This window comes from Methylomonas fluvii (assembly GCF_014850975.1).
Classification (GTDB): Bacteria; Pseudomonadota; Gammaproteobacteria; order Methylococcales; family Methylomonadaceae; genus Methylomonas; species Methylomonas fluvii.
In genome coordinates this window covers 689,945-716,048 of the sequence record NZ_JACXST010000003.1, presented here as the reverse complement: position 1 = coordinate 716,048, position 26,104 = coordinate 689,945, and the positions used below count along the sequence as shown (strand labels likewise).

The window sequence follows — 26,104 nt, the reverse complement described above, 5'->3', positions numbered from 1 at the left end:
AATTTTTATCGAAAATGAAGCCAAAATCCCAAGAAAGTAGCGGCCAAATCGATCTATTCAACACACCACTGGCCGACCTGTTGAATCCGAAGCATGAGCTTTACCAACTGGCAAATTTGATCGATTGGAAAGTACTGGATGATGCGTTCGGTGAATTTTTTACCGAGAACCAAGGCGCTCCGGCGTTGCCAACGCGTCTTATTGCCGGGCTTCATTACCTCAAACATGCGTTTGCACGCTCGGACGAAGCGGTCGTGGCACAGTGGCTTGAAAATCCCTATTGGCAATATTTTTGTGGCGAAGAGTATTTCCAACACCAGATACCTTGCCACCCCACGTCACTGACCTATTGGCGAAAACGGATCGGAGAAGAAGGTTGCGAGTGGATGTTATCGGTGACGATCCAGGCTGGCGTAGCCAGCAAGACCGTGAAGAAACAGGATTTTGAATCGGTGACGGTTGATAGCACGGTGCAAGAGAAAGCCATCACGTATCCGACCGATGGAAAATTGTATGAACGCTGTCGCCAGCACATGGTACGTCTGGCTGAGCAGCATGAGATTACACTACGGCAGAACTACAACCGCAAAGCCCCCTATTTGCTGATGATGGCGAACCGGTACAGTCATGCCAAGCAAATGAAGCGCAAACGCAAAATGCTCAAACAGCTCAAAACTTTGGTGGGTCGGGTTTACCGAGATATCGAGCGCCAATTGACGGATCAATCCGATGCAGTCAAATTGGCTTTTAAAGAGACGCTAGAGAAAACCCAACGGATTTTGAACCAACAACCCCAGGATAAAAACAAGCTGTACAGTTTCCACGCCACGGAAGTCGAATGCATTTCCAAAGGCAAAGTCCACAAGAAGTATGAATTCGGCGTCAAAGTGGGCATCACCGTCACCAACAAAAGTAATTTTGTGCTCGGCGCCCGCAGCTTTTCCGGTAATCCCTACGATGGACACACCCTGGAATCGTGTCTGGAACAGGCGGAGATTCTAAGCGGTACACGCGCAAAAGAAGCTTTTGTGGATTTAGGATACCGTGGTGTCGAGGTCCCGAACGTGACCATTTACAAAGCCCGGCAAAAGAGAGGAATAAACACCCGGCGACTCAAACGCGCCCTCAAACGCCGCAATGCCATCGAACCCGTCATCGGGCACCTCAAAAACGACGGATTGCTGGGCCGCAATTACCTGAAAGGCGAACTGGGCGATGCCATGCATGCCATCTTATGCGGTGCTGGTCACAATATCCGTATGATCCTCAGGCAGTTGAGGATTTTTTTGCCTCATTTTTGGAGACCGCCATGTCGGATTTTGGCGCGGCCATTGAGCGCGCCGTTTTTATTGTCGGCCTGAATGCTGGTGTTCGGAAAATATCGGCTTTTTCAGGGACGACGAGGTAGAGTTTGCTGACCATCGCACTTCGGCTTCAATGACCGCAGTGGAATGGATAGCCGCCTGAGGCGGTTTGAGATTGCACGATTGGGGCAGGTCTTGCGTAGCCTTGATGCAGCGTTAGCGAAATCGAAGGTGTCGGCCATCCGTCACAAGACTAACTTCGGCAAATTGTAAGGGTGTTGGCCTTCGAATCGGAGAAATAGTCAAATCTGGTGTATAGGCAAATTGAATCAGGCGGCGATCTGCTGATTTTCTGCGGCTTTATCCGACTCAGTAATGACAGCAATGCCATCCTGAAATCGAATGCCGTTGATCACATCCGGTAGTTGTTTAAATCCGCGTATCTTGCGCCAACTTTTTTCGGCGGTCAGTGCCAACTGGAACACTAGGCCTAGCAGCGAATGCCGTGACACGCAGTTCTTGGTCCGCGTTGTCCGATGGCGAATGGTCGCAAAGCTCGATTCGATCGGATTGGTGGTGCGGATGTGTACCCAGTGTTCAGCGGGAAAATCGTAAAACGCCAGTAACGATTCACGGTCTTTTTCCAGAATATTGACCGCTTTGGGGTATTTGGCCTCAAAGTCACGCCGGAAGCTGTCAAAGGCTTTGCTGGCATGGTCTTTGGTTTCTGCCAGCCAGATATTTTTCAAGCCAGCCTTGGCTTTAGCCTGAATCGAATCCGGTAATGCAGCCAGCACATTCGCCGTTTTATGCACCCAGCAGCGTTGCGTCCGTGTCTGCGGCCAGGTTTCATTCACCGCCGCCCAGAAACCCAGAGCCCCATCGCCGGTGGCCAGTTTCGGCGCGTCCTGTAAACCGCGAGTCTGCAAATCTTGCAACACGCTCAGCCAGGATGCCTTGGATTCTCGATAGCCATCCGAGAGCGCCAAAAGCCGCTTTTCACCGTGCTCATTGACACCAATGATCACCAACAGACACAAGCGGTCATCTTCGCCGCGCAGGGTCGAATAAATACCGTCGGCCCACACATACACATAGCGCTGATTCGACAAATCCCGCCGATGCTAGGCTTGATAATCCTCGGCCCATTGCGCTTTCAAACGACTGACCACCGCTGGCGACAAGCCTTTCGCCTCTGTGCCCAGCAGGACCGACAAGGCGTCCTGCATGTCACCCGTCGATATACCGCGCAAATACAGCCAGGGCAATGCCGCTTCCACCCGCTTGGCCTTGCGAACATACGGCGGCACTAGCGACGAGTTGAACTTGACCCCGCCGCCAGAACGATCTCGAACCTTGGGGATTTTGACCGTCACGTTACCCACACCCGTCACGATTTCCCGCTCCGGCAAATAGCCATTACGCACCACCGTTTGTCGGCCCCGTAAATCGGTCACCTTGGCATATTCGCCCAGAAACGCTTGTAACTCCGCCTTAACGGCCTGTTGGATCAAGGCCTTAGCGCCCATCTTCAACAAATCTGTCAAAGGGTCGTTGAGCGCACTAGCGCTATCCCACTCTTTTGCATTATCTTTACTCATGGCGTCTCTCATTTTGCTGGTATTCGATCTCGACAATCTCATTTCAGCAGAGGGCGCCACCTTTCTTCAAGTCCGGCTGTACTCCAGATTTAGTTATAACTCTTCGAATCGTCGATTCCATCGAGGTTACTTGCTTTTCTGCAGTTGTAAAAATGCTCATATTTTATTTCCATTTAAAATTAAAAAATCTATTCAACGAACATCCTTCAGCTAGAAGGTTTTCGGGTATTTCCGCAATTTGTAACTGCAATAATATAAATACTATTGTCTGGAATCATAGGTTTATCTTTGTACATATTAGGCTCAGAGACATAAACATAGTCTGATAAATTTCCGCATAGCCGATTCGCCCATTCAAGCCATTCATCCCCAAAAAAAGCTGACCCAGAAACGCTGCAACAATTCTTATTGATTCTAAGAAAATCATCAACATCCTTATAAAATTCGCCAGATTTAGCATCATGATTTGTCAAATTATTTTTTCTGTTTTTAAGAAAATCCGCGACCGCGATTCTGATTTTTTGTTCATCCGAAATATAACGAAGCTCTTTAAAACAAATCCCCATGTAGTTTCCCATTCCCCATAAAGTAAAAAATGCAAGTATTGAAATTAACAATGCATTTACAGGAGGGACGCTTGATTTGTTGATCGATTTGTTATCAATGTCATTGATTAATATTTTAACAACAACAAAAAACAATGAAATGCCAGCAAATATATAACTATATACAAGTAGAAAAGAAGCTTCTAAGCCTAATAAAAATACAAACGCCCAGAGGAATTTTTTTGACTTTTCTTCTTGATTGTTTAAGAGAAATACTCCTAACAATAAAGGCATAAATAACGCAATCCAGGCAACCCCTCTTAATGAGGTATTATTAATCGCCGTCCAGCCTACAGGGGCAAGTAAGACCGTTATTAGCCAAATAATAAATTTCATATATTTACCTGCAACCGTAAATTACATCGAACAAGGGCCGTAGGGCGGATAAGCAAAGCGTCATCCGCCGATAATGCGTCAATTATCCGGTTCGCCGACTTCGAATGATGCCAAATTTAAGCCTACCCAATTTAAAAGATAAACATCCATCTTGACCAAGCGGTGAAAACTTGAATACGGCCAAACTTTAACCGCTGTCGCCCAACCATGCTTGACCGGATTATGATGAATATTATCCATATGTGCTGCATAGTCGGCATCATTGATAATGGTTGCTCCCAAAAACGACGTTGCCGTATGCCACGCTCATGGCGCTTTATTCTGGTTGCTGAACGATATTCGGTTTTAGGGATTGCTTTCGAAAAGGTTTTTTTATCGCCCGCCATCGGTTGGAATACAGATCGTCACCGGCCGGTAGTGTCCAAATCGCATGCATATGATCAGGCAAAACTACCCAGGCATCGATACCCATAGGGCACATAAAATGGCTGCTTCTCCCGAACCGTTCGCACAGCTTCCCGCAACGCGGCAATATGCTCGATCAACAGCGTCGATTTGCGTTCGAGTAGGTTAACGGTGAAAAAATAGGTGCCGCCGGGAATGCGATTGCGTCGATAGTTTGGCATGAAAAGAGTTTAACCGATTTGGCGGATGACGCTGCGCTTATCCGCCCTACAGCCACCTTAAAATTGTGAACAAACTGCCGGGATCAATAGGCTACTGTAAGGGCTAAATTAGTCGTTCACCAGAAATCGGGAGCTGTCCGCAACGGGTCGGTTGTGACAATTCGCTACTCTCAAAGACCGACACTTTTTACTGGTTGAATCGTATCGGAATCGATGCCCGATTTGTACCTGAACTGTCTAGTCGATGTCGCCAGCTCAGTTGCGGACATGCCGCGCATTCAGATCCTAAGAACCCAGCGCGCCAACTCGGAAATATCCTTGCCAGTCAAACCATCCGGATTGCCGGGCTAATCCTTTCGCACGCCAATCGTATAGTTTCCCGTCGAATTCATGCGGGCCGGTTACCAAGTGTCCGGTCGGCACGCAAAACCCCCTCGTGGTTGCCGCCGAGTGGTGCGTCGGTGCATCCCAATCCCGCGGAGGTGCCGACGAGGCACGCAGCGGTGTGAACCGAGGCTTGGGCCTTACCGCCGAGCACTTTGTGGATGTCCCTGTAGCCCGGCGGGTTGCCGCCAAAGACTTCGGCGGTGCCGCTGGGTATATTTCAAGCCTGCGAGCAATGTCACAGCCAATTTTGGTATCCCGGAGATGCCAGACCAAAATAGTAGGGGCGTTGGCACATAGCCGGCCTAAGCCTCATACTGTAGGCTTTGACCAGGGCTATTGCCGCGCATGACCAACAATTTACCCGATCTCGATACCTACCAAACTCAAGGCTATGTAATCGCCAGGCAGTTATTTTGCCGGGAAGCAATGGCGGAATTACGGTCCATGGTCGAACGAATACATCGGCAATGGGCGGCGGAAAATGGCGCGTTAATCCGCGACAATCGCCTGTTGAACATGCACAGCCTGACCGATAGCCGGTACTTCAAGGAACAGGCCGCGGAACGTCTGGCTTTATTTGCTTGGATCACCCAGCCAGCGATAACCGGTTGGCTGACGGGTTTATTCGGCGACAAACTGTATTTTCATAATAGCCAATTGTTTTTCAATCCGCTGGACCGCGAGCAATTGCCTTACTGGCACCGGGATCTGCAATACAGCACGGTCACGGACGAGGCGCAGCAAAGCGAGCAAGGCAAATTGTTGGCACTGCATCTGCGGGTGCCGCTGTTACCCGAGTGCGGCATGGCCGTAGTACCCGGCAGCCATCGCCGCTGGGACAATCATCTGGAACGCGAAGTGCGCTTTGAATTGAATGGTCATGGAAAACACGAAGATTTGCCAGGAAGCGTGCTGATCGATTTGCAGCCGGGCGATGCGTTATTGTTCGATGCGCAAATGTTGCATCGCGGCCATTACCAAAGCAATTCGGCGCGACTGGCTTTTGATATATGTGTCGGCAACTACCATCCATTTACGGCACAGTTTCTAAACAAAGCCGTATTGCCTGATCAAGCAGAGATGGCGCAATTGGCTAATAACGACTGGTATCGACGGGCAGGGCAAATCGCGGAAGGTCTTGGTTGAAATATCTTTGGTCTGCTAGAGCCCAATTGGCTTCTTGCTTTCGATCTCGTGGCGATATGTGTTTGGCCGCGTGTATATCCTTGACGAGATATTTGCGGCTGACTCCCTTCACGCCAGTCAGTTTCGCGCCAACTCCGCATCATGGCTAACGGCAAGACTCAAAGCGCCTTCGATAAAACACCAGAATGGTTTTTGCGCCATGAAACCGTGATTCGGCAGCACAAATTTATCGGTCTGCACCACCCGTAGCGGATCGTCCATCGGCACCTCGGCTACCCGCAGCGGCGAGAGTAGGGTGACCGCATCGTGATAGCCGTAATTGACGACCGGCCCCAGCACAATTTTGCTGGGCGCAGGCCATTGGATCTCTCCCACCGACCAGCCGGCTGGTAGATCGTATTGAATTTTGGTTGGCAGGCCCGAGTCGCCAGGATTTTTCCAGTAAGTGTGCTAATGCGGATTAATCTGCTGGTGCACGCCAATCAAGATCTCATCGCCAGGATGCACGGCAGCATGCGAGGCAATCAGGCTGACGCTTACCTGTTCCGTAGCGGCCTCCGGTCCGGGGTTTGCTTGGGTGCACGGCATCCCTAAAACCAGGGTGATGCCGAGGATTACGCGATAGACATTCAGTACGCTTGCACCCTAGCTTGGTTGAATTACAGGCATGTAACGTTCGCTGGCGACTTGGCTAGGGATAACCGGAGCCTGGGTATTGCTAACCTCAGAAAACCGCTGATCGCCGTCATTACCCGCCTTATACATTATTGGCTGCGAAAGGATGTTTGGCGTCCTTCTTTGCGGCAATCACTTCCTGAGCATTTGGAAAACTGGCGACGGCTTCATTGCCTTCGCCGTTCAAGGAATCGCCAACCAGAAAATTGGTAATTCTTGCCATTTTAAATAGTCCTTTTTTACAAAGAAATGTAAGTAATATTTTTGAAATATTGAATATCAATAATCGGTTATTCCGGGATTTATCCGGAATAACCGATTAGCTGCGTTTTGTCCGTTTTATATTGCGTTACGGTAGTTTAAACATTACCTGCCTTGAAGTGACCTACGGCTTCTTCAGCATGTTTGGTGGCCACTTCGGCATGGTTTTGTTTGCCATGCGCAATGGTTTCTTCCAGTGATTTTTTACCTGCGCTGATGTGTGCTTTGGCTTCCTCGGTGGCGGCGCTTTCCGCTTTATCGACGTGAGCCAGCGCTTTTTCCGCATGTTCCACCAATTGATCCGCATGGCCGGCTTTGCCATGGATTACCGCATGCTCGGCATGTTTTAACGATTCGGCAGCATGTTCTTCGGCAAATACGCCGCTGCTGGCAATTAACAATGCACTGGCAAATAGCGCTACAGTAGTTTTCATAATATCCCACTGGGAAATGGTTAGTTAATTTACTATTTAAAACCGAATAATATTTAATGGTTTATTGAGGATTTTAAGTCTGAATAAACTTAGGAGTTTAGCGGTTTTAACAATACGAGATAATCCAATATCTGCTGTATCGCCTAATTACTTACTCAATTTATATGCCAGTTTTCAACTTGTTGTTTGCAAAGAAAAAATGATGATTTATAGATGGCTTATGTGTTTGCCTGTCAGCAAAAGCTGCTGACTTGGTGTTGATATATCAGCTATTTTCTGACTGGTGAGGGGGTAAGCCCGATTGTAATAAGCGAATTGTGTTCTTCTCAAGACTCGAGTTTGCTAATAAATGGCTTGGTATTCAATTGTTTACATGGCCTTTGTGTGTAAGGTGTATGCCAATCCTATATAGGTGCGAATTTTGCTTAACTGTGGGTTGCTGCGAATGCGCGCCAGATAATTACAACCATCCAATCATCAATTCTTATGAGCAAATACACAGTCAACGTCAACGGTACGCAAAAAACCGTGGATGTTAATCCCGACACGCCCTTGTTGTGGGTGCTGCGCGATCATCTCAATCTGGTCGGTACTAAATTCGGCTGCGGGATTGGGCAGTGCGGCGCCTGTACCGTGCATATCGACGGTCAGCCGACCCGAGCTTGTCTGACGCCGATTGCCAAAGTCGGCCAAAGCCGAGTCACCACCATAGAAGGTTTGCATCCAACTGGCGAGCACCCCCTGCAGAAAGTTTGGCAGGCGTTGGATGTGCCGCAATGCGGTTATTGCCAGGCCGGGCAGATTATGACCGCCGCTGCGCTGTTGAAAAAAAATCCCCGCCCGACCGACGCCGAGATCGATGCCGAATTGGCCGGTAATCTGTGCCGATGCGGGACTTATTTAAGGATACGCGCGGGCATACACCGCGCTGCTGAACTGGCTGTCAAGGAGTCGATATGAACGAATACCCGTTGGAAAATGCCAGCCGCCGCGATTTTTTGCGCAAGTCCACGCTGGCCGGCGGCGGCTTGGTGCTGGGTTTTTATCTGAATGTGGCCGATAGCGCCGCCAAGCGTGTCGCTAAACCGTCTGCTATATCGGAAAGCAATCTGTTTAAACCCAATGCCTTTATCCACATCGCACCGACCGGCAAGGTGACCTTGATCAGCAAACAGCCGGAGATAGGCCAAGGCATCAAAACCTCGCTACCGATGGTGATCGCCGAGGAGTTGGAGGTTAACTGGCTGGACGTGCAAATCGTGCAAGGCGACCTGGACCCGATTTACGGTAGCCAAAGTGCCGGTGGCTCACGTTCTACACCGACCAATTACCAGGAGTTCCATAAGCTCGGCGCCACGGCCAGAACCATGCTGATCCTGGCGGCGGCGGAAATCCTGCGGGTGCCTGCCGCCGAACTAATTGCAAAAGACAGTGTCGTGCACCATCCACCTAGTGGTAAGCAGCTGAATTATGGGCAATTGGTGGAAAAGGCGGTGACGATACCGGTGCCGGCACCTGAATCGGTGAAGCTCAAAGAACCCAAAGACTATAAATTACTGGGTACGCGGATTGGCGGGGTCGATAATCCCGGTGTCGTCACCGGCAAGCCTTTGTTCGGCATTGACGTGCAATTGCCCAGTATGTTGTATGCCACTTATCAAAAATGTCCTGCCTTCGGCGGCAAAGTCGTCAGCGCTAATCTGGATAAAATTAAGACGCTGCCCGGTGTAAAACACGTGTTTATCGTCGAGGGCGGCACCAGCTTGAAAGGCTTGTTGCCGGGCGTGGCGATAGTCGCCGATTCCACCTGGGCGGCGTTCACGGCCCGCAAGCAGCTGGAGGTGGTTTGGGACGAAGGTCCGGCGGCCGCGCAAAGCTGGGCCGGTTTTAGCGCCAAGGCCAAGGAATTATCCGAACAGGCCGGCAGCGAGGTGTTGCGTAACGATGGCAACGCCAAGCAAGCATTGGAAGATGCGGACAAAACCGTGGAAGCGGCCTATAGCTATCCGTTTATCTCCCACGCCAGTATCGAGCCGCAAAATTGCACGGCCTGGTTTAAAGACGGCGGCATCGAGATTTGGGCGCCGACGCAAAACCCGGAAGCCGGGCAGAAGATCGTCACCGACACCTTAGGCATTCCTAAAGAGAAAATTACGCTGCATATCACCCGCAGCGGCGGCGGTTTTGGTAGGCGTCTAATCCCGGATTACATCGCCGAGTCCGCGGCGATTGCCAAGCAAATCGGCGTACCGGTGAAATTGACCTGGACCCGCGAAGACGATTTGCAACACGACCAATTCCGGGCCGGCGGCTTTCACTTTTTAAAAGGCGGCCTGGACGAGCAAGGCAAGTTGATTGCCTAGCATAACCATTTTGTCACCTTTGCCCATAAAGTCGTCAAGGACGGCAAGGAAATCCTGGAACTGGGCAGCGGCGCCAATTTGTCCGGCGACGAATTTCCCGGCCGCTGGGTGGAAAACTGCTTGCTGGAGCAAACGCCGCTGGAGTGCAACATCCCAATGGGGCCGTGGCGGGCGCCGCGCAGTAATGTGTTGGCCTGGGTGTTTCATAGCTTCATCGACGAACTGGCGCATGCCGCCGGCCGCGACCCGCTGGCGTTTCGTTTGGAGATCTTGGGCGACAAGGGTTTTATTCCCGGCACCGGCCAGCAAGGCATTCCTTACGATGTGAACCGGATGAAGCATGTATTGCTGCACGTCGCGGAAAAAGCCGACTGGGGCAAGAAAACTTTCCCGCGCGGCCAAGGGCAGGGCATCGCTTTTCATTTCAGCCATCTGGGGTACATTGCCCAGGTCGCTGAAGTGACTGTGTCCAAGGAGGGCAAGCTCAAGGTCGATAGAGTAGTGGTGGCTACCGACATTGGCGCGCAAATCGTCAATCTCAGCGGCGCGGAAAATCAAGTGCAGGGCTCGGTCATCGATGGTTTGGGCGCGTTGATGTTTCAGGAATTGAATATCGAAAAAGGCCGGATCGTGCAAAGCAATTTTGGGGATTATCCGATGATCCGTATCGCCGATGCGCCTACCCGGGTGGACGTGCATTTTCTGAAAACCGACTATCCGGTCACCGGTCTGGGTGAGCCGGCGCTGCCGCCCTTGGCGCCGGCGGTGTGCAATGCAATATTCGCCGCTACCGGTGTGCGGGCCCGGCAATTGCCGTTATTGCGTACCGATTTGAGCTGGAGTTGATATGGTTAGTACAATCGCCGAGACACCCACAAGCGAGTAAATCATGGCCCATAACATCAATCATCTGCTAGAAACTTACCGGCAATTGCAAGGCGACGGAGAAGACTGGGTGCTGGCGACCATCATCGAAACCTTCGGCTCGACCTACCAAAAAAAGCCGGTGCGCGGATGCTGATCACCACAACCGGCGAATGCGCGGATGCTGATCACCACAACCGGCGAATTAATCGGTTTGCTGGGCGGCGGTTGTTTCGAGCGGGATTTGGTAGAACACGCCGCTGCGGTGTTCGAAACCGGCACAGTCAAAACCCTGTTTTACGATATGCGTTCTGGAGTCGATGCGATCTGGAGCTTGGTTGTAACGGTGCGGTTAAGCTATTGCTGCAATGGTTATTTTAACGTCTGGGAGAATATCCCGCTGTCTTTCATGGCTGGCACTCATGCGCAGAGGGCTTGCAGCCAGGCAATCGAATAGTTAAGACCTAGTTCATTGGGGGAGGCCGAAGCATAACCCCAAAGATGACTGATTTTTTGGGTTATGTGCTCGGATCTGGCGACTGGCAGGACTCCAACGCTTGCGCCAGAAAGTCGGTTATGCCGAGCCAATGTCTGCGTAACGTTGACTCGTCGTAATTTTCCTCGCGCCCATCCAGATCAAGGACAATAGCATCGCCTCGGGCCATGAACACCGCAGCCAGATCTTCCACCGGCCCTGCCGCCAAGGTATGAGTGAGGGCTCGGCAGGGTCCGAAACGGGACGGTGGCTCGAACGGCATGACATTGATCTCGGTGCCGAGCAGGCCGCGCGGATAACCGGCATCTTTCAGATCGAATTCCAAATGCTCGAAACGGTAACGTTGATGTGGTCTATGTCGGGCTAAATCCCGGCGCAGGCGGCGAGCCGCATTGGCTAGATCCAGTTCCTCGACCTGCCGGAACGGCAAGGGCATGACGTTCATGGCGCTGCACGGAGTGCGGGCAACCGCCCCCGACGCGCGCAGCATCGTAGTCAGGCCGAGTACCGTGTCGCGACCGTAACCGTATCGCGCCAAATAGCCGGCAAAAGCGGCAATCAATAACTCCGGCCAACTCAATTCCAGCTCCAGTGCACGGCGCTTAAGGCTCAGGCACACCGCATCCGGCAAGGCCCCGCTGAATCGGCGGCCGCGGCCGATTCCGGGCGTGGGATGGGGTGACAGGGACTTGGGTTGCAACCCGGCTAGTTCGGCGAGCCAATAACGGCGGTCATCCTCACGATCAAACGAATTCTGATAGGCCTGATCGACTTCCAAAATGGCGTCCAGGGTGCCAAAAGCTGCCGCTGCCAAAGGCTTGCCGGATAGCAGCGCCTCGTAGTAAACGGCAACTCGCCGTGCAATGAGCTGGAAGCCGTAGCCGTCCAGCAGCAGGTGGTGCGCGCGATGTAGCCAGACGTGGCGCTCAGCCCCTCGGCGATAGAGCTTATGCTCATAAAGATAGCCGGCGGCGGGATTGAACGCTTGTTGTAGTTGCCGGAACAGTTCGGCCATGAATGCCGTCTGGCTAAGCTGTTCGGCGGGCGCTGCCGCCAAAGTCGGCGGGCGATGCTCGATGCGCTGCTGCCGATAGGCCCCGTCCATCTCGACGATGCGGACCTGTAGCGCGTCAGCTTCGCGCAACGTAGCCTGCAGGGCCTGTGTAAACAATTCGTAATCGAGTGGGCCGTCTAGTTCGGTGTATTCGGCGGCATAAAAGACGCTGGCTTCGCCGGCGAGTTGTTGGCCAAGCAGGACACCTGTCTGTGCTTGGGTTAAGGGCAGGCCGGGCTGATCGCGTATCATCGTCTGTCTGCCTTCGCGGATGCGGAGTCCTGCCACAAAGCGTGCCAGGCTCTCAGTGTCGGCAACGGCGCCAACTCTGCGAACTCGGCAGCGAATCCGCGTTGGCGCCAACGCTGCATCAATGTCATCAGCGCCAGCGAATCCAAGCCCATCAGCAATAGATCGTCGTCATCGCCCAATAGAGCCGGGTTGATTGCCATCGCTTCCGCAATTTCGCGACGTAATGCGTCCAGGCTGGGACTAAGCGATTCCAAAGCGGCCATTGCATCGCGACTGCTGAGAACGCATGCACAGCGTCCAGCGGCATAGCGCAAGGCTTGTTCGTGCTCCTCGCGTGAAAAATCGGCCAGCGCATCGCCAACCAAAAAGGCTTGGATGTCCAGCATGAAGGCTTCCGCCGCCGTCATCAGACAGCCAATATGGGCATAGACGCCGCAAATCACCAGCTGATCGCGCCCCAGCGCGCGCAGGTGCGCCTCCAGGTCGCTGCGCTTGAAAGCGCTGTAGCGCGCTTTCGGGAACACGCTGTCTTCCGGATTGGGTGCGACAGCATCGACAATACGTTCCTGCGCCGGATCGTTCGCTAAGCCAGGCCCCCAAAAATCGTTGAGCAGCCCGCGCTCGGTCGGCGCCTGTCCGCCGCGTTGCGCCGTGTACATAACCGGCATGCCGGCAGAGCGGCAGGCGGCGATCAGTTCGGTGCAGTTGCGCAGCAGCGCTGGGATCGGCGGCTGGGATGGTTCGAAAAAATCCAGAAAATACTGTTGCATGTCGTGCACGAGTAATACGGCACGGCGCGGGTCCAAGCGCCAGTTCGCTGTTCCGGTGGGTAGTTGTTCGGGAAGGTCGTATTGCGGGATGCGGGGTATGCTCATGTCGGTGTTCGTGTCAGGTTAAGCGCCAGCGCCCGCAGCTGCGGTTTCGCAATTTTGCCTGGCGCGGTAAGCGGTAAGCGGTCGATGAATTCGATTCGGTCGGGAATTTTATGCGCAGCCAGTCCGCAGTGATCGCGCAAGTGCAATTTCAGCCCTAGCGCGATTCGCGCCGGCGCTTCGTCCGAGTCCGGCTCGGCCAATTCGACGAAGGCGCAACTGCGTTCGCCCAGGCGTTCGTCCGGTATAGCCACCAGCGCCGCGTTGCGTACGCGCGGATGGCTGAGCAAATGCTGCTCCACTTCTGCGGCGGCAATCTTTTCGCCCGCGCGGTTGATTTGATCTTTGGTTCGGCCCATCACCTGTAAACTGCCATCGGCGCGACGCCTGACCAAATCGCCGGTACGATAAAAGCCGTCCACGGTAAATGCCTTGCGGTTATGCTCGTCGGCGCGCCAATAGCCTCGAATGGTATAGGGACCGCGGGTCAGCAGATGGCCGGTCTCGCCGTCGGCTAGAACTCGGTCCTCGTCGTCGACTATGCGGATCTCGTCGCCGGGCGACATAGGCCGGCCCTGGGTTTCCAGAACGGCATCGGGATCGTCGTCCAGCCGAGTGTAAGTGACCAAACCCTCGGCCATGCCAAATACCTGCTGCAGTGCGCAACCGAACACCGGTCCAATGCGGGCGGCGACTTCCGCTGCCAGACTGGCGCCGCCCACCTGGACCAGACGCAGACTGCCAAGCGGCGGACGCAGACTTGTAGCGCGCTCCAGCCACGCCAAAAGCAGCGATGGCACCAATGCTAAATGGCTGACCGCTTCGGCGGCGATTAGCATAAAAGCTGCGTCCGGCTCTGGTCGAGTCAACAATACGATGCGGCCACCGGAATATAAGGTGCCCAGCGTGCCGGGCGAACTTAACGGAAAGTTGTGTGCGACAGGCAAAGCCGCCAGATACACGGTAGCGGCGTCGAAACCGCAAATATTCACACTGGTCCTGACACTGTAAAGATAATCGTCGTGCGTGCGCGGAATCAGCTTGGGCGTTCCGGTACTGCCGCCGGAAAGTTGTAACAGCGCTACCGCTGCTGGATCCTGGTCCGGCAGCGCCAGAGGTTTCGCATAAAGGCTTTGCAAAGGCACGAATTCTTCCGCCGCGCCGACCACGATCACGTGGCGCAAACACGGCGCCAATGCCCGCGTTTCTCGGGCCAGCAAGCGGTAATCGTATCCGTCGTGGCGATCCGGTATCACGTAGGCGGCGGCTTCGGCCAGCTGGCAGAACGCGGCGATTTCGGCGCGACGATGCCCCGGCAGCGCCAGCACCGGAATCAGACCGAGGCGATAACAGCCAAAACACACCGCAAAAAACTCGGCGATGTTCGGCAATTGCACCACTAAGCGTTCGCCGGTGCGCAAACCCAATTGCGCAAACCCGGTCGCTAGCTGATCGGCCCGTTCGTCGAGCTCGCGGTACGACCAGCGCCGCGTGCCGCAGACCAACGCAATACGTTCACCGTAGCGCTGCGCCGATTCGCGTAACAAAGCGCCCAAGGTTTGGTTTTGCCACCAACCCTGTTCGCGATAGGACTTGACCAGCTCGTCCGGCCACGGCGTGAAATCGGATGCCGTCATACGCCGTCCCCCTGCAGAGCGTCCAGCAAGGTGCGAAATTTGGCCGAGGTTTCGGCTACTTCCCGCCACGGTTCGGAATCCGCGACGATGCCGGCGCCGGCGAATAGCTTGGCGCGATTGGCTTCGATTTCCGCGCAACGTATCGTGACGGCCCATTCACCGTCGCCGTTGGCGTCGCACCAGCCCACCAGGCCGGTGAATAGGCCGCGATCAAAGTCTTCCAATTGCTCAATGGCATGGCGAGCCAGATCGCGTGGTTCGCCGCATACGGCCGGTGTCGGGTGCAAGGCTAGGGCCAAGTCAAAGGAGCTGGGGGCATAGTGGTTTAATTCTCCGCGGATCCGAGTGGAAAGATGCCAGACGCGAGGCGTCGCAATCAACTCCGGAACCGGCGGCACCTCTAGGTTGTGGCAATAGGGCCGCAAGGTTTCCGCTACGGCAGTCACCACTAGCGCGTGTTCGTGGCGGTCCTTGGCGGAGTGCAACAACCGGCGGGACCGCGCCAGATCCTCGCCAGGGTCGCTGCTGCGCGGTTCGGTACCGGCAATTGGATTGGCCAATACCTGTGTGCCTTTGCGCCGCAACAATAACTCAGGACTGGCACCTATCAAGCGGCGGACACCTCCCGATACAGTGGGCAAATCGACGGCAAAGGTGTAACCGGCTGCATTGCGCGCCGCCAGATTGCGTAACACGCCGGCCTGATCGACATCGCTCTCACCCACCACTTCCAGCATTCGGGACAGCACGATTTTTTTTAAGGCCGATTGCCGTATCAAGTCCAACGCTTGTTGCACCTGTTGGGCGTAGACCGCCGGTGTTGGCCGCTCTTGAGTTACAGAACTGCGTATGGTCGCTTTCGTCCTGGCTATTGCGTGGCGCGTGAGGCGGTCCGCCGTTGCCATTTGCTGGGGAATAAACAATACCGGATCGGCTTCTGGAGCAAACGGCAGGGCACCCACTGCAATAGCCGGGCTATGCTCGTTTTGCCTGACATCGGCGAACAAGCGTTGCAGAGCGGCGGCCGTCGGCTCTCCGGGATGGCGGGTTAACCGAGCCCGGATGCCGCTACCAAGTAGGGTACGCTCGGGAGAGCCCAAGAAAAAACTGGAGCCGGCGCCATAGCGATGCAGCAGCTCAATTGCCGTGGGCTGCTCGTCGCCCATCCGCTCGGTGGTGGCGTTTACGGAAAATAACTGACTCGTGTCGGTATACATAGGGGTTCAGAACTCCAGTCTGGTTGAAACTAGTACGCTACGGCCGGGATTTTGCAGCGGCGTAATGAATCCGACTGCAGTACCGGCGGTGTAGCGATCGGTATAGTCTTCATCGGTGAGATTGTTGACTTCGGCGCGCAGCGTCAGGCCGCGGTAAAAATTCGGCTGCCATTGGGCGAAGACGTTGTAGGTGTGATAGCCGTTGAGATCGCGATTGCCCGAATCCTGTGCGAAGCGGTACTTCAGGGCGATTTCCGAACTTACCCCGGTTTTTATACCTAGTTCCGGCCACGCATAGGCGGCGTGCAGCTTGATGATTTCGCCGACGGGCGAGCCTAAGTAGAACGCCAGTGTGCCGAGTTGAGAATGATCGTAGCTGACTTCGGTATTGGTGTAATGCGCGCCGAAATCGGCATTTGCGCGTTGATAGCCTACGCCTAGATTCAAGCCTTCGGTTTTGACTGCCGGGCCGTTAACCCGGACGAAACTGTCTTCGCCCTCTTGATATGCCGGCGTATTTTGGATTCGGGTCGAAAACACTTCGCCCTCAAACTTGACGCTTGCCAAGCGGTAACTGAGCCCGGCCTTGGCGTTGGTGGAGCGTTGCGCTGCAAGATCGGCGGAATAAGCCGAATACGGCATGGTGTGGAAGAGTGCTGCTTCGGCCAGCTGGATGCCGCCGAAGACATAGGAATAACTGCCGTTCAGCGTCAAGTCCGTCAAGGGCGTGATGCTGAGCGAAACGTTGGGGCTGGCGCCGGTATTGTCGAACAGTTTCCGGTCTACCGATTCGAACTCTTGAGAATCAAGACGGACGCCGCCGGAAAATTTAAGCCAGTCGGCGGGCTCACTGCGTAATTGCGCGAATCCGCCTAAATTTCGGGCTGTTTCGGTCATCGAAGCATCGTGAAAGTTATCGGTTCGAGCTCGGTCCTGGTAAAAATCCATGCCGGCGCTGAGTTCGCCCAACGGCGTTTTGAGGCGGTTCAACGCCGTCGCCCCGACGCTTTCGATGGTGGAATCGAAATAGCCGGGACGAAATCCGCCGTTCGGATTCGGTCGGGAAAGCGACGTATCGTTATAGTAAAAGCGGACCTCCGGATCGTAAAACTTGCTCGGCTGCCGAGTGCTGTACTTGAAGTTGGCGGTATTGCGGTTGAAGATATTTTCCGACAATAAGGTCTGACCACGCACTGCGGCGAAATTGGCGCGGAACGGTCGAATTTCGTCGTCCGAAAGATGCTGAGCCGAGGCCTCGAAACGGTGTCCGCCCTCCGTGGTGTAGGCTAGTTTTCCTAAAGCGCTCAACAGGTTGGTGCCGGTGCCCAGGACTGGATCACCATTGCCGGCATCGTAGTTGCCGCCTTCGGCGTGCGAGGCATAGCCCATGGCTTCGACATCGCGATACCGCCCGTAGGCGGCGCCGGATTTGGTAAACGTGTCTAGGTTGCTGGCGAAGCCGCCGCTTAAAAATGCACCGTAATCCCGTCCGGGCTGCAACAAGTCATCGACGTCTTTGGTTTCGTAGCGCAAAGAGCCACCTAGCGCGCCGGGGCCGGCGTCCGCCGCTGCGACGCCGGCATCCACGCTGACCGCTTTTAGCACGCCGGGGTCGATCAGCAGGTTGGCGTTGTGATGCCATATATTGTTTACCTGCCGGGCACCGTCGATCTGTACGTTGAGATTGGTTTCCTCGATGCCGTTGACAAACACCTTTTGAGAAGTCGCGGTAGGGCCGCCGACGCCGACCGAGATATTTTTTTCGAATACGTCCTTGATCGACGTCGAGAGTGTGTCTTCCACCGTTTCGGTGTCTGTGTCAGTTTTGACCGCTTTACCGGTCACGTTAATCGTGTCCATGACGACAGTCTTATCCGTATCCGCTTCATTTGAGCCAGCCACCGAGTGTTCGGTTGCCGCGAGTAAAAAGAAAGTTAAGGGGAGGGTAAGTTTCGAACCGACAGGGAAGCTGGTTTTCATGATTAGTCTTCAAATAGGAATGATTTACATTAACATTAGTGGCTGCTATTATCCGACTCAAAGCAAATACGTGCGTTTGCGGGGGAACCGGATTCCTTTGCGGGCCGCGCAGATGACGGCTTGGAACATCATTCATGAATCACTCGGGCAAAATCCTATGAATCGGCTATCAACTATCACCTTATCCAAGATCGACTGCTCGGCCCTGTCGCGACCGGGTCTAAGCACCCCTGGAGGTGCGGCTGTACCCTTGGCTCCCAGCGGCTCCCCGATAGTCAGTGGTCGGCTGAGGGAGTTTCAGCTGCAGCCCGATTTGTCGCTGTACGCGTCAGATGTGCGGGACGAACTCGATATGGAAGTGACGGGAATGTTGCAGCCGGGGCTGTTGATCGTGTTGCCGCTGGCTGGAGAGGCGGATGTAAGCTACGGCGGTCAACGTTTTCTGCTGGGCGCAGGTGGCGATCATCGCGGACTGGTCGTCGCTTTAAGTCGGCGCGAGTGCTTTTCCCGTCAGTTGCGGCGCGGCGCGCGGCGGAAGGTGGTGAGTTTGGCATTCGGTACCCGCTGGCTGGCCGAGCACGAACACGTACTATCCCCACACCCGGGGCTGAACCAATTGCGCGGTACCCATCTGGCGGCACAACAGTGGCGATTGTCTGCGCGCTTGCGGGCTTTGGCGGCTAGCGTGTTCGAATTGTGCGCCTCCGGCACGCCGCTGATGAGCCTATGCTTGGAAAGTCGCTGCTTGGATATCGCCGCCGAGTCTTTGGCGGCGCTGACGGACGGCCACCGGGAGCCAGAGTGCGTGCTTAGGCCGCGCGAACGGCGGCGATTGGCCGAATTTTGCGCCTTTCTCGATAGCGGAGAGGGCGACGGCTGGTCGATGCAGGCCTTGGCCGAGCGCATCGGCATGAGTCCCAGTACCCTGCAGCGCTACTTTCGCCAATACACCGGCAGTAGTGTGTTCGCGTATCAGCGTCGCAGGCTGCTGGATCAGGCGCGCCACGCGTTGGAATGCGACGGTGTCAGTGTCAGCGAAGCGGCGCATTTGGCCGGTTACACCAACGCCGGCAACTTCGCAACGGCTTTCCGTCGCCAATTTGGCACTCCCCCCGGCAGCTTGCGCGCTCATTGCTAAGCCATCTTTGCAAAAAATGCATGCTGCTTTGCCAGCCGTTCAATCCACGGCCCCGCGCCCCAGTTACCCCATGGCCGACCGTATAATCCCACGTCAGCTTAACCACTCGATTTTTTGCATGACGACCCTTAGTACGCATACCCGCGTTCCTCAGCGCTTAACTGTACGGCAAACACTCAGTTTGGGCCCGCGTTTACGCCGTATCCGTTTTCACGGCGAGGCCTTGCAAAACATCGCGCATGCTGGGCCAGGCGCGCATCTCAAATTGCTGCTACCTGTTTCAGGCGCGAACTCGACCGGCGACGCGCAGTGGCCGGACGGCTTCCGGTCCGTAGCGCGTGCCTATAGCCTGCGCCGCGTCGATTTTGCCGAGAATTTGCTCGATGTCGATTTCGTGCTGCACGGCGACGACGGTCCCGGTTCGCGCTGGGCCATCCGTGCCGCAATCGGCGACATTATCGGTCTTGCCGGCGTTGGCGGTCCCCCGTTGTCGAGTGCCGCGGCCGATTTTCATTTGCTGGCCGGCGATTTGACCGCCCTTCCGGCTATCGCAGCGGTACTGGAAACCCTATCGGCCACGGCAAGCGGAGTGGCCTTGATCGAAGTGACGGACGCGGCGGACCAACTGGTTTTGCAGCATCCGCCGGGCGTGCAGTTGCAGTGGTTGCATGCGCGCGCTTCGAGCCCACTGACGGGCGCCGTCCGCCAAATCCGTTGGCCGGCGGAGGCACAGGTATTCGCGACGATAGCCGGCGAGAGTGCCTCTGTGCTCGCCATTCGCCAATACCTGCTGCGCGAACGAGGTTTACCCCCCGCGTCTCTTTACGCAGTGCCCTATTGGTGTCGGGGTTGGAGTGAAGAGGATTACCACGACGAGCGGCACCGCTGCATGGATGGGAATACATGAAAAGACGTATGTTTAGGGTAAGGATTGTGCTGATATTACTATTAGCAGCATGCGATGGCCCGCCGCCGGCAACGCCGGAACAGGGGGCTCGTGAGTTAATCGATGCCATCGGCCGACCGGTAAGCGTGCCACAAGCGGCGCAACGCGTGGTGGCATTGAGCGAGTTGGATTTGGACGCCGCGCTGGCGCTTGGTCTCCGGCCCGTCGGTGCCAGCAACGGTCGCGGCAGCCAGCACCCGCCGCGCTATTTGGGGGAACGGGTGAATGGGATAGACAGTGTAGGTGATTTCGCCCAGCCATCCTTGGATCGCATCGTCGCTCTGCGCCCGGATTTGATCTTGGCCGGCGGTCAGAGCGATCCTGCATTCCTGGAGCAATTACGCGCGATTGCGCCGACCATAGTCAGCTTTTATCCTGGTGAACACTGGCAAGACAGCGTAAGGCGTATTGCCGATGCGGTGGGTCGGCAGCAGGCCGGCTCGCAAGTACTCGAAGAGTATCGTACGCTGGCTGCCCGCCTGCGAGAACAGCTGAAAACGCACTGGGGTGAATCGGTGAGCATTGTTCGGCTTACGCCGAACGGCCCCATGTATATGCTGGGCGATGCGTTTGCCGGGCGGGTTCTGACAGATTTGGGTTTGACTCGGCCTGCTGCCCAACGTCAACCCGGTGCCGGACATGGAGCGCCGTTAAGCCGGGAAGTATTGGCCGACATCGACGGCGATTGGTTGTTCATCGGTAATTTTGCACCCGATCCGCGCGGCGTCGCTGCCTTGCGAGACGAACCGGCTTTTGCGGAATTGCGGGCAGCGCGGCTGCATCGAGTGCGCGAAGTGGATGCGGCTTTATGGACGGTCATCGGTGGTCCGCTGGCTGCCAAAACCCTCCTCGAAGATGTGGTATCGGCATTTGACGCGGTGGAGAGCGGATCGTGAAGGCGCCTAAATCCGCCCTTTTAGTTGTTCTGCTGCCACTTTTCGTGCTGTTGTTGGCCTTCGCATCGTTAAGCTTTGGCGCAGGTGGTGTCGGCTGGCAAGACAGTCTGCATTGGCTGCTAGGGGCGTCCAGCGACGCCCATGTCGATCTGGTACTGGGCGAATTGCGGCTGCCCCGCCTACTTAAGGCCTTGGCCCTGGGTGCGGCATTGGGCGCTGCCGGGGTTTTGTTGCAGACCGTCACGCGCAATCCACTCGCTGAAACCGGGTTATTGGGTGTCAACAGTGGTGCCGCACTTGGGGTGGCACTCGGCATCGCTTTGTTTGCCGGGCAAAGTCCTGCTGCGCAGATCGGCTGGGCGCTGGGTGGGGCAACCTTGGGCAGTCTTTTGGTCTTGCTGCTGGCGCGTGCTGGCGGTGGCCAGTCATCGCCTTTACGGCTGGTGTTGGCCGGATTGGCGCTCACCGCCACCTGCCATAGCCTGACGGCGTGGCTGGCCTTGGTCAGCACCGCCAATCTAGATCGTTATCGATTTTGGTTGTTGGGTTCCTTAGCCCATCCGCATGCTGGCTTACTTTGGCCTAGCCTGGTGCTGATAGGCGTCGGTTTGACGGCGGCCATGGGGCTGGTGCGCCCGTTATCGGCGCTGGCCTTGGGCGATGATCTGGCGCGCGCGTTGGGTCAGAGACCCGCTCCGGCTAGGGTGGGGGCGGTGGTGGTCGTGGCACTGTTGACCGGCACCAGCGTAGCACTTGCTGGCCCTATTCCGTTTTTGGGGTTAATCGCCCCGTATTGCGCCAGGACGCTGGCCGGAGTGACGATCGCCTCCCAACTTCCCTATTCTATTTTGCTGGGGTCGGCGCTGATGCTGTCGGCTGATTTAAGCTCGCGCTTGTTGCTTGCCCCGTTCGAAGCGCCAGTTAGCGCCGTATTGGCCGGCATCGGCGCGCCCTTGCTGATCTGGATGGTAAATCGCGACGCCACACTGGCTTTAATGCCGGCCGGAACTGAGCGATGACCAAGGCTGTTCGCCGCCTAGCGCCGATACCATTATTGCTGATGTTGGCCTATGCCGCGCTGGTTGCCGGCACGCCACGCTTGTCGGCATCGCAAGTGTATGCCGGCTTGTTTGGCCCAGGGGCCGACTGGCTGTCCACGCTGGTCACGCAATTTCGCTTGCCGCGCTTATGTGCGGCACTCGTGGTTGGCATCGGGCTCGGCGCCGCCGGCGCCTTATTGCAAAACTTGACGCGTAATCGCTTGGCCAGCCCCGATGTTTTGGGAATCAACGACGGTGCGTTACTGGCGTTGGCCCTGAGTTTGATGCTAAATCCGACCGGTTTGTTGGGCCCGTGGTGGTGTGCGGTGGCGGGTGCGCTGATCACCGCTGTATTCACCTTGCTGGCCGCCGGCGGTGTGGGTACGCGCGGTTACCGGGTGCTCGTGGTCGGGCTGGGCATTGCCAGTTTACTGCGCGCCGGCTTTGACATTGCCTTGGCGACATTGCCCATCTTCCATGCCACCGGTCTGTATGCGTTTAGTGTCGGAAGTTTAGCTGGACGCGCCTGGCCTGTGGTCACGGTGGCTGCGGCGCTGCTCGGCATCTTGCTGACAGCCTGTTGGGTCATCTCCCGCGCTTTGGCACTGTTATGTCTGCACGACGACAGTATTCGCGGTTTGGGGGTCAATTTAGGTCAGCTGCGCTTTACCGTGCTGATGCTGGCCGCCGCGCTGGCGGGCGTCACGGTGGGCGTCGGCGGCCCTATTGGCTTCGTCGCGCTCGCCGCGCCGATGCTGGCACAGCGATTGTCGCCGGACGGCGGCATACCGGTATGGTGTTCCGCCAGTATCGGTGCGGTACTGGTCACGGGTGCAGACTTGCTCGGGCGCATAGCGGCCGCACCGGTCGAAGTGCCCGTCGGCGTAGTATCCGGTTTTTTGGGTGGTCCTTTTTTATTGTGGCTGTTGGTGCGGCCGAAAGCTTGCGGAGCCGGGTAATGTTGGAGTTTCGGGTTGACCAAGTAATCGCCGGCTATGGTGCGGAACCCGTATTGCGCGACCTCAGCCTGCAAATTCCGGCCGGACGGGTGACCGCCATTGTCGGCGCCAACGGCTGCGGCAAGAGCACCTTGCTGCGTTGCCTGGCTCGTCTGCATCAAGCCGATTCAGGATGTATCCAGCTGGGCGAAGACGATTTGCGACTATTCTCGACCGCCGACTTGGCACGTAGCGTGGGTTTTTTACCGCAGTTTCCGCAAGCGCCGGTCGGACTGAGGGTAAACGATTTGCTAGCGCTGGCACGCCATCCTCATCGGCATTGGATGGCGAGCTGGTCAGCAGAAGACGAGGCCGCCCGATGCGAAGCCTTGCGTCTTACCGATCTGACGGAATTGGCTGGACAGCCGTTGGACAAACTTTCCGGCGGGCAGCGGCAACGCGCGTGGATAGCGATGATGCTGACCCAGTCCACGCCGGTCCTGCTGCTGGACGAACCCGGCAGCATGCTTGATCCCGGGCACCAGCTGGAATTGATCGCCTTGTTGCGGGCGTTGGCGGATGCCGGTCGCACCGTGATCGTGGTGATGCACGACCTGGTTGCCGCGCGCCATGCGGATTGGTTGGTGGCCCTGGATAACGGCCGACTAGCGGCCTGCGGTTCCCCGGTGGATGTATTGAATCCGGTTTTATTGCGGCAGCTTTACGGTATCGATAGCTATATCCTGACCGCACCCGACGGTACACCTGTCGTCGTCCCGGTAAGACAAGCCGATTTGCCGTTGCCTCAAGCACTGCCTTTGCCTGTGAGCATGGCCTCGGTCGGCTCGTCCGCCGAAGCGTCGGCTAGCGTTGCGGGGCGTCGCTTAGTGCTGTTGTTTGCGGTACTTCAATTCACGCTTTTACTTGATTATATGGTGCTGATGCCGCTGGGCGCGGCGCTGATGCGCGATTTTGACATTGGTCCGGCGCGCTTCGGATCCCTGGTTGGTGTCTATACGCTGGCCTCGGCGCTGACCAGCCTGGTCGGTGGTCGATGGATTGATCGCGGCGACCGCAAGCGCACCTTGTTGGCCTTGTACGCCGGATTTGTGGTCGCCACGCTGGCTTGCGGTTTTGCGGGGCAATTCGGCGAATTACTGGTCGCGCGGGCGTTGGCGGGTGCTTGCGCCGGGTTGATGAACGCAACCATGATGGCGATGATAGCCGACCGCATCGAGCCCGAGCGCCGCGGCCAGGCCATCGGTACCATTATGTCGGCCTTCGGCGTGTGTGCCGTGATCGGTGTGCCCTCGGGCCTGGGATTGGCGGCGTTGGGCGGCTGGCGAATTCCTTTTTTAGCGGTTGCGGCACTATCTGCCTTGTGGTGGCTAAGATTGTACCGGGCCTTACCCCGATCACCCGTTAGGGTCGGTGCCGGGCGCGGGAGTTTGCGTTCGCCGGCACTGGCCTTGGGTTGGGTGTTGAGCTTTTGCATCGTTTTTGCCGGTTTTCTGATCGTGCCTTATCTGGGCGCGCACTTGAACGGCACATTGGGTGTTGATTTACGTGATTTGTCCTGGATTTATCTTTGCGCCGGATTGGCGACTTTCGCGGTGGCGCGCGGTATTGGCCGTGCGGTGGATCGTTTCGGAGCCGCCGGGGTTTTGGCTGTATTGATGGTTGCCAGCATAATTCCGCATCTGTGGTTGACTCAGTTACAACCGGGGCCTCTATGGCAAACGACGCTGGTGTTCGTGTTGTTTATGGCTTTAACCTCCACTCGGTCTATTCCGGCCTTGGTTTGGCTGATTGGCAGGGTGCCGCCACCGTTGCGCGGTCGTTACATGGCGGTGAATACCGCGAGCACCGAGGCCGCATCCGGTTTAGCAGCCTGGTACGCGGGCTTAATGACCGGCGGGGATGGTGCCGTATTGCAGCATTTTGAACGCGTCGGCTGGCTGGCGGCGGGTGTCACCTGCGTGAGCTTGTGCTTGCTGGCCGGCTTACACCGCTTCGGCGCGTCGAAGGGGGCATCGACAACGACGACGGATTGTCTTACGCCGGTTGCCAGGGCCGAATCATGAAATCGGCAAGACAGTCGTCACCTAGCGCCGGATTCGGACCGCGCCCCGGCGTTGCACTGGTAAGCGGTGCCGCGCGCGGCATCGGCCAGGCGGTAACCGCTGTGTTGGCCGCCGAGGGCTTGACCGTAGTTGCGATCGACATCGACGCCGACGCTTTGCGTAAGGCTTATGAGTCTGTGCCGGAGCTATATCCGCTGGCGCTGGATTTACGCGACCGCGCCGGCATTGAGTCCGTGATCGCTGGCGTGGAAGCGGAAATCGGTGAAATCGACTATCTGGTGAATGTCGCCGGCGTGCTGCTTCCCGGTCATGTAGTGGATACCAGTGACGAGGACTGGCTTGAAAGCTTTGCGGTAAACTGTCATGGTGTATTTGCGCTAAGCCGCGCGGTAGCTCGTCGGATGCGCGAGCGGCGGCGCGGGGCTATCGTGACGGTTGGTTCCAATGCAGCATCGACGCCGCGGACCGGTATGGCGGCCTACGCTGCATCCAAGGCGGCCGCCGCGCAATTCACCCGCTGTTTGGGCTTGGAACTGGCAGAATATGGCATTCGTTGCAATCTGGTGTCGCCGGGCTCGACCGAAACCGATATGCAGCGCCGCTTCTGGCACGCCGGTGCCGGTGGTGCCGCGCAAGTCATCGAAGGATGCTTGGCGCAACATCGGCTGGGGATTCCGCTCGGCAAACTGGCCCAACCGGACGATATAGCTCATGCCGTGGCGTTTCTGTTGTCGGATCGGGCCGGACATATCACCCTTCAGGATTTAGTGATTGATGGTGGGGCGACGTTAGGTTAACGGCAAAATAGTCCGCGTGTGGCCATGATGAATTGCCCGTAAGAAGTTTGGAAATCGAGCGGTTCGTCTGCGCGCAAAGTGGTATGGCGGTCCCGACGCTGATGGCTACGAATGTCCGATATGAGCGAAGCTGTTTAACCTAAATATAAACCGAG

At 56.2% G+C, this 26,104-nt stretch carries 25 protein-coding genes and 2 pseudogenes; 14 read left to right on the top strand and 13 right to left on the bottom strand.

Annotated elements, in window-relative coordinates; genetic code table 11:
- Positions 1 to 14: 14 nt before the first annotated feature.
- Positions 15 to 1,361: an IS5 family transposase gene (locus EBB_RS20780; protein WP_225587194.1), complete on the top strand. Its 1,347-nt coding sequence runs from the start codon at positions 15 to 17 to the stop codon at positions 1,359 to 1,361.
- A gap of 272 nt (positions 1,362 to 1,633) precedes the next feature.
- On the opposite strand, the pseudogene EBB_RS20775 reads toward EBB_RS20780, so the two are convergent.
- From EBB_RS20775 to EBB_RS26535, 4 genes and pseudogenes are all read right to left on the bottom strand, one after another.
- Positions 1,634 to 2,905 (bottom strand): annotated as a pseudogene (locus EBB_RS20775) (IS256 family transposase).
- Between the two features lie 206 nt (positions 2,906 to 3,111).
- Positions 3,112 to 3,846 (bottom strand): hypothetical protein, encoded by a 735-nt coding sequence (locus EBB_RS20770; RefSeq protein WP_192395619.1) that lies wholly within the window; start codon positions 3,844 to 3,846, stop codon positions 3,112 to 3,114.
- Positions 3,847 to 3,924: 78 nt separating this feature from the next.
- Positions 3,925 to 4,128, bottom strand: a complete 204-nt coding sequence (locus EBB_RS26540; RefSeq protein WP_306790031.1) for a hypothetical protein — start codon at positions 4,126 to 4,128, stop codon at positions 3,925 to 3,927.
- Between the two features lie 158 nt (positions 4,129 to 4,286).
- Positions 4,287 to 4,472 (bottom strand): hypothetical protein, encoded by a 186-nt coding sequence (locus EBB_RS26535; protein ID WP_306790030.1) that lies wholly within the window; start codon positions 4,470 to 4,472, stop codon positions 4,287 to 4,289.
- Positions 4,473 to 5,204: 732 nt separating this feature from the next.
- On the opposite strand from EBB_RS26535, the gene EBB_RS20760 reads away from it, so the two are divergent.
- Positions 5,205 to 6,005, top strand: a complete 801-nt coding sequence (locus EBB_RS20760; protein WP_192395618.1) for a phytanoyl-CoA dioxygenase family protein — start codon at positions 5,205 to 5,207, stop codon at positions 6,003 to 6,005.
- Between the two features lie 117 nt (positions 6,006 to 6,122).
- On the opposite strand, the pseudogene EBB_RS26150 reads toward EBB_RS20760, so the two are convergent.
- The 4 genes and pseudogenes from EBB_RS26150 to smbP form a co-directional block, all read right to left on the bottom strand.
- Positions 6,123 to 6,443: pseudogene (locus tag EBB_RS26150) on the bottom strand (hypothetical protein); the annotation flags it as partial.
- Between the two features lie 12 nt (positions 6,444 to 6,455).
- Positions 6,456 to 6,593, bottom strand: a complete 138-nt coding sequence (locus tag EBB_RS26145; RefSeq protein ID WP_225587657.1) for a hypothetical protein — start codon at positions 6,591 to 6,593, stop codon at positions 6,456 to 6,458.
- Between the two features lie 169 nt (positions 6,594 to 6,762).
- Positions 6,763 to 6,903, bottom strand: coding sequence for a hypothetical protein (locus EBB_RS26140; protein ID WP_225587655.1), 141 nt, complete (start codon positions 6,901 to 6,903; stop codon positions 6,763 to 6,765).
- 136 nt (positions 6,904 to 7,039) lie between these two features.
- On the bottom strand, positions 7,040 to 7,375 hold the full coding sequence (gene smbP / locus EBB_RS20745; RefSeq protein WP_192395617.1) for a small metal-binding protein SmbP: 336 nt from the start codon (positions 7,373 to 7,375) through the stop codon (positions 7,040 to 7,042).
- 486 nt (positions 7,376 to 7,861) lie between these two features.
- On the opposite strand from smbP, the gene EBB_RS20740 reads away from it, so the two are divergent.
- The 5 genes from EBB_RS20740 (at position 7,862) to EBB_RS26120 (ending at position 11,059) form a co-directional block, all read left to right on the top strand.
- The gene (locus tag EBB_RS20740) at positions 7,862 to 8,335 is read left to right on the top strand and encodes a (2Fe-2S)-binding protein (protein WP_192395616.1); all 474 of its coding nucleotides are present in this window, start codon (positions 7,862 to 7,864) and stop codon (positions 8,333 to 8,335) included.
- The gene (locus tag EBB_RS26135) at positions 8,332 to 9,738 is read left to right on the top strand and encodes a xanthine dehydrogenase family protein molybdopterin-binding subunit (protein WP_225587653.1); all 1,407 of its coding nucleotides are present in this window, start codon (positions 8,332 to 8,334) and stop codon (positions 9,736 to 9,738) included. The genes EBB_RS20740 and EBB_RS26135 overlap by 4 nt, the downstream gene beginning before the upstream one ends.
- A 78-nt stretch (positions 9,739 to 9,816) precedes the next feature.
- Complete coding sequence (locus EBB_RS26130; RefSeq protein WP_225587651.1) at positions 9,817 to 10,584, top strand: molybdopterin cofactor-binding domain-containing protein; 768 nt, start codon at positions 9,817 to 9,819, stop codon at positions 10,582 to 10,584.
- Positions 10,585 to 10,627: 43 nt separating this feature from the next.
- The gene (locus EBB_RS26125) at positions 10,628 to 10,759 is read left to right on the top strand and encodes an XdhC family protein (RefSeq protein ID WP_225587649.1); all 132 of its coding nucleotides are present in this window, start codon (positions 10,628 to 10,630) and stop codon (positions 10,757 to 10,759) included.
- A gap of 24 nt (positions 10,760 to 10,783) precedes the next feature.
- Entirely contained in the window at positions 10,784 to 11,059 is a 276-nt protein-coding gene (locus EBB_RS26120) for an XdhC family protein (protein WP_225587648.1), read from the top strand.
- Between the two features lie 61 nt (positions 11,060 to 11,120).
- Here the strand turns inward: EBB_RS26120 and EBB_RS20725 are convergent, their stop codons facing one another.
- From EBB_RS20725 to EBB_RS20705, 5 genes are read right to left on the bottom strand one after another with little or no spacing between them, the layout of a single operon-like run.
- Positions 11,121 to 12,404: a condensation domain-containing protein gene (locus tag EBB_RS20725; RefSeq protein WP_192395615.1), complete on the bottom strand. Its 1,284-nt coding sequence runs from the start codon at positions 12,402 to 12,404 to the stop codon at positions 11,121 to 11,123.
- Positions 12,401 to 13,279: an isochorismatase family protein gene (locus EBB_RS20720; RefSeq protein ID WP_192395614.1), complete on the bottom strand. Its 879-nt coding sequence runs from the start codon at positions 13,277 to 13,279 to the stop codon at positions 12,401 to 12,403. Before EBB_RS20720 ends, EBB_RS20725 begins: the two co-directional genes overlap by 4 nt.
- The gene (locus tag EBB_RS20715) at positions 13,276 to 14,913 is read right to left on the bottom strand and encodes a (2,3-dihydroxybenzoyl)adenylate synthase (RefSeq protein WP_192395613.1); all 1,638 of its coding nucleotides are present in this window, start codon (positions 14,911 to 14,913) and stop codon (positions 13,276 to 13,278) included. The genes EBB_RS20720 and EBB_RS20715 overlap by 4 nt, the downstream gene beginning before the upstream one ends.
- Positions 14,910 to 16,130, bottom strand: a complete 1,221-nt coding sequence (locus EBB_RS20710) for an isochorismate synthase (RefSeq protein ID WP_223146891.1) — start codon at positions 16,128 to 16,130, stop codon at positions 14,910 to 14,912. The genes EBB_RS20715 and EBB_RS20710 overlap by 4 nt, the downstream gene beginning before the upstream one ends.
- Positions 16,131 to 16,136: 6 nt before the next feature.
- Entirely contained in the window at positions 16,137 to 18,110 is a 1,974-nt protein-coding gene (locus EBB_RS20705) for a TonB-dependent receptor plug domain-containing protein (protein WP_192395612.1), read from the bottom strand.
- Between the two features lie 157 nt (positions 18,111 to 18,267).
- On the opposite strand from EBB_RS20705, the gene EBB_RS20700 reads away from it, so the two are divergent.
- The 7 genes from EBB_RS20700 (at position 18,268) to EBB_RS20665 (ending at position 25,949) form a co-directional block, all read left to right on the top strand.
- Positions 18,268 to 19,248 (top strand): helix-turn-helix transcriptional regulator, encoded by a 981-nt coding sequence (locus EBB_RS20700; RefSeq protein ID WP_192395611.1) that lies wholly within the window; start codon positions 18,268 to 18,270, stop codon positions 19,246 to 19,248.
- Positions 19,249 to 19,366: 118 nt separating this feature from the next.
- On the top strand, positions 19,367 to 20,155 hold the full coding sequence (locus EBB_RS20695) for a siderophore-interacting protein (RefSeq protein ID WP_192395610.1): 789 nt from the start codon (positions 19,367 to 19,369) through the stop codon (positions 20,153 to 20,155).
- The gene (locus EBB_RS20690; protein ID WP_192395609.1) at positions 20,152 to 21,090 is read left to right on the top strand and encodes an ABC transporter substrate-binding protein; all 939 of its coding nucleotides are present in this window, start codon (positions 20,152 to 20,154) and stop codon (positions 21,088 to 21,090) included. The genes EBB_RS20695 and EBB_RS20690 overlap by 4 nt, the downstream gene beginning before the upstream one ends.
- Positions 21,087 to 22,109 (top strand): FecCD family ABC transporter permease, encoded by a 1,023-nt coding sequence (locus tag EBB_RS20685; RefSeq protein ID WP_223146890.1) that lies wholly within the window; start codon positions 21,087 to 21,089, stop codon positions 22,107 to 22,109. The genes EBB_RS20690 and EBB_RS20685 overlap by 4 nt, the downstream gene beginning before the upstream one ends.
- Entirely contained in the window at positions 22,106 to 23,089 is a 984-nt protein-coding gene (locus tag EBB_RS20680) for a FecCD family ABC transporter permease (RefSeq protein ID WP_192395608.1), read from the top strand. The genes EBB_RS20685 and EBB_RS20680 overlap by 4 nt, the downstream gene beginning before the upstream one ends.
- Positions 23,089 to 25,152 carry an MFS transporter gene (locus EBB_RS26115; protein ID WP_223146889.1) on the top strand — a complete coding sequence of 688 codons (2,064 nt, stop codon included), beginning with the start codon at positions 23,089 to 23,091 and terminating at the stop codon, positions 25,150 to 25,152. The genes EBB_RS20680 and EBB_RS26115 overlap by 1 nt, the downstream gene beginning before the upstream one ends.
- Complete coding sequence (locus EBB_RS20665) at positions 25,149 to 25,949, top strand: 2,3-dihydro-2,3-dihydroxybenzoate dehydrogenase (RefSeq protein ID WP_192395607.1); 801 nt, start codon at positions 25,149 to 25,151, stop codon at positions 25,947 to 25,949. Before EBB_RS26115 ends, EBB_RS20665 begins: the two co-directional genes overlap by 4 nt.
- Positions 25,950 to 26,104 lie beyond the last annotated feature (155 nt).

Excerpts from the sequence above, each read along its gene's own strand:
- EBB_RS20705 (WP_192395612.1), bottom strand. The coding sequence starts at position 18,110 with ATGAAAACCAGCTTCCCTGTCGGTTCGAAACTTACCCTCCCCTTAACT.
- EBB_RS20780 (WP_225587194.1), top strand. The coding sequence starts at position 15 with ATGAAGCCAAAATCCCAAGAAAGTAGCGGCCAAATCGATCTATTCAAC.
- EBB_RS20725 (WP_192395615.1), bottom strand. The coding sequence starts at position 12,404 with ATGATACGCGATCAGCCCGGCCTGCCCTTAACCCAAGCACAGACAGGT.
- EBB_RS20700 (WP_192395611.1), top strand. The coding sequence starts at position 18,268 with ATGAATCGGCTATCAACTATCACCTTATCCAAGATCGACTGCTCGGCC.
- EBB_RS20695 (WP_192395610.1), top strand. The coding sequence starts at position 19,367 with ATGACGACCCTTAGTACGCATACCCGCGTTCCTCAGCGCTTAACTGTA.
- EBB_RS20710 (WP_223146891.1), bottom strand. The coding sequence starts at position 16,130 with ATGTATACCGACACGAGTCAGTTATTTTCCGTAAACGCCACCACCGAG.
- EBB_RS20740 (WP_192395616.1), top strand. The coding sequence starts at position 7,862 with ATGAGCAAATACACAGTCAACGTCAACGGTACGCAAAAAACCGTGGAT.
- EBB_RS20680 (WP_192395608.1), top strand. The coding sequence starts at position 22,106 with ATGACCAAGGCTGTTCGCCGCCTAGCGCCGATACCATTATTGCTGATG.
- EBB_RS26135 (WP_225587653.1), top strand. The coding sequence starts at position 8,332 with ATGAACGAATACCCGTTGGAAAATGCCAGCCGCCGCGATTTTTTGCGC.
- EBB_RS20760 (WP_192395618.1), top strand. The coding sequence starts at position 5,205 with ATGACCAACAATTTACCCGATCTCGATACCTACCAAACTCAAGGCTAT.
- smbP (WP_192395617.1), bottom strand. The coding sequence starts at position 7,375 with ATGAAAACTACTGTAGCGCTATTTGCCAGTGCATTGTTAATTGCCAGC.
- EBB_RS26115 (WP_223146889.1), top strand. The coding sequence starts at position 23,089 with ATGTTGGAGTTTCGGGTTGACCAAGTAATCGCCGGCTATGGTGCGGAA.
- EBB_RS26535 (WP_306790030.1), bottom strand. The coding sequence starts at position 4,472 with ATGCCAAACTATCGACGCAATCGCATTCCCGGCGGCACCTATTTTTTC.
- EBB_RS26145 (WP_225587657.1), bottom strand. The coding sequence starts at position 6,593 with ATGCCGTGCACCCAAGCAAACCCCGGACCGGAGGCCGCTACGGAACAG.
- EBB_RS20770 (WP_192395619.1), bottom strand. The coding sequence starts at position 3,846 with ATGAAATTTATTATTTGGCTAATAACGGTCTTACTTGCCCCTGTAGGC.
- EBB_RS20715 (WP_192395613.1), bottom strand. The coding sequence starts at position 14,913 with ATGACGGCATCCGATTTCACGCCGTGGCCGGACGAGCTGGTCAAGTCC.
- EBB_RS26140 (WP_225587655.1), bottom strand. The coding sequence starts at position 6,903 with ATGGCAAGAATTACCAATTTTCTGGTTGGCGATTCCTTGAACGGCGAA.
- EBB_RS26125 (WP_225587649.1), top strand. The coding sequence starts at position 10,628 with ATGGCCCATAACATCAATCATCTGCTAGAAACTTACCGGCAATTGCAA.
- EBB_RS20690 (WP_192395609.1), top strand. The coding sequence starts at position 20,152 with ATGAAAAGACGTATGTTTAGGGTAAGGATTGTGCTGATATTACTATTA.
- EBB_RS20665 (WP_192395607.1), top strand. The coding sequence starts at position 25,149 with ATGAAATCGGCAAGACAGTCGTCACCTAGCGCCGGATTCGGACCGCGC.
- EBB_RS20720 (WP_192395614.1), bottom strand. The coding sequence starts at position 13,279 with ATGAGCATACCCCGCATCCCGCAATACGACCTTCCCGAACAACTACCC.
- EBB_RS26120 (WP_225587648.1), top strand. The coding sequence starts at position 10,784 with ATGCTGATCACCACAACCGGCGAATTAATCGGTTTGCTGGGCGGCGGT.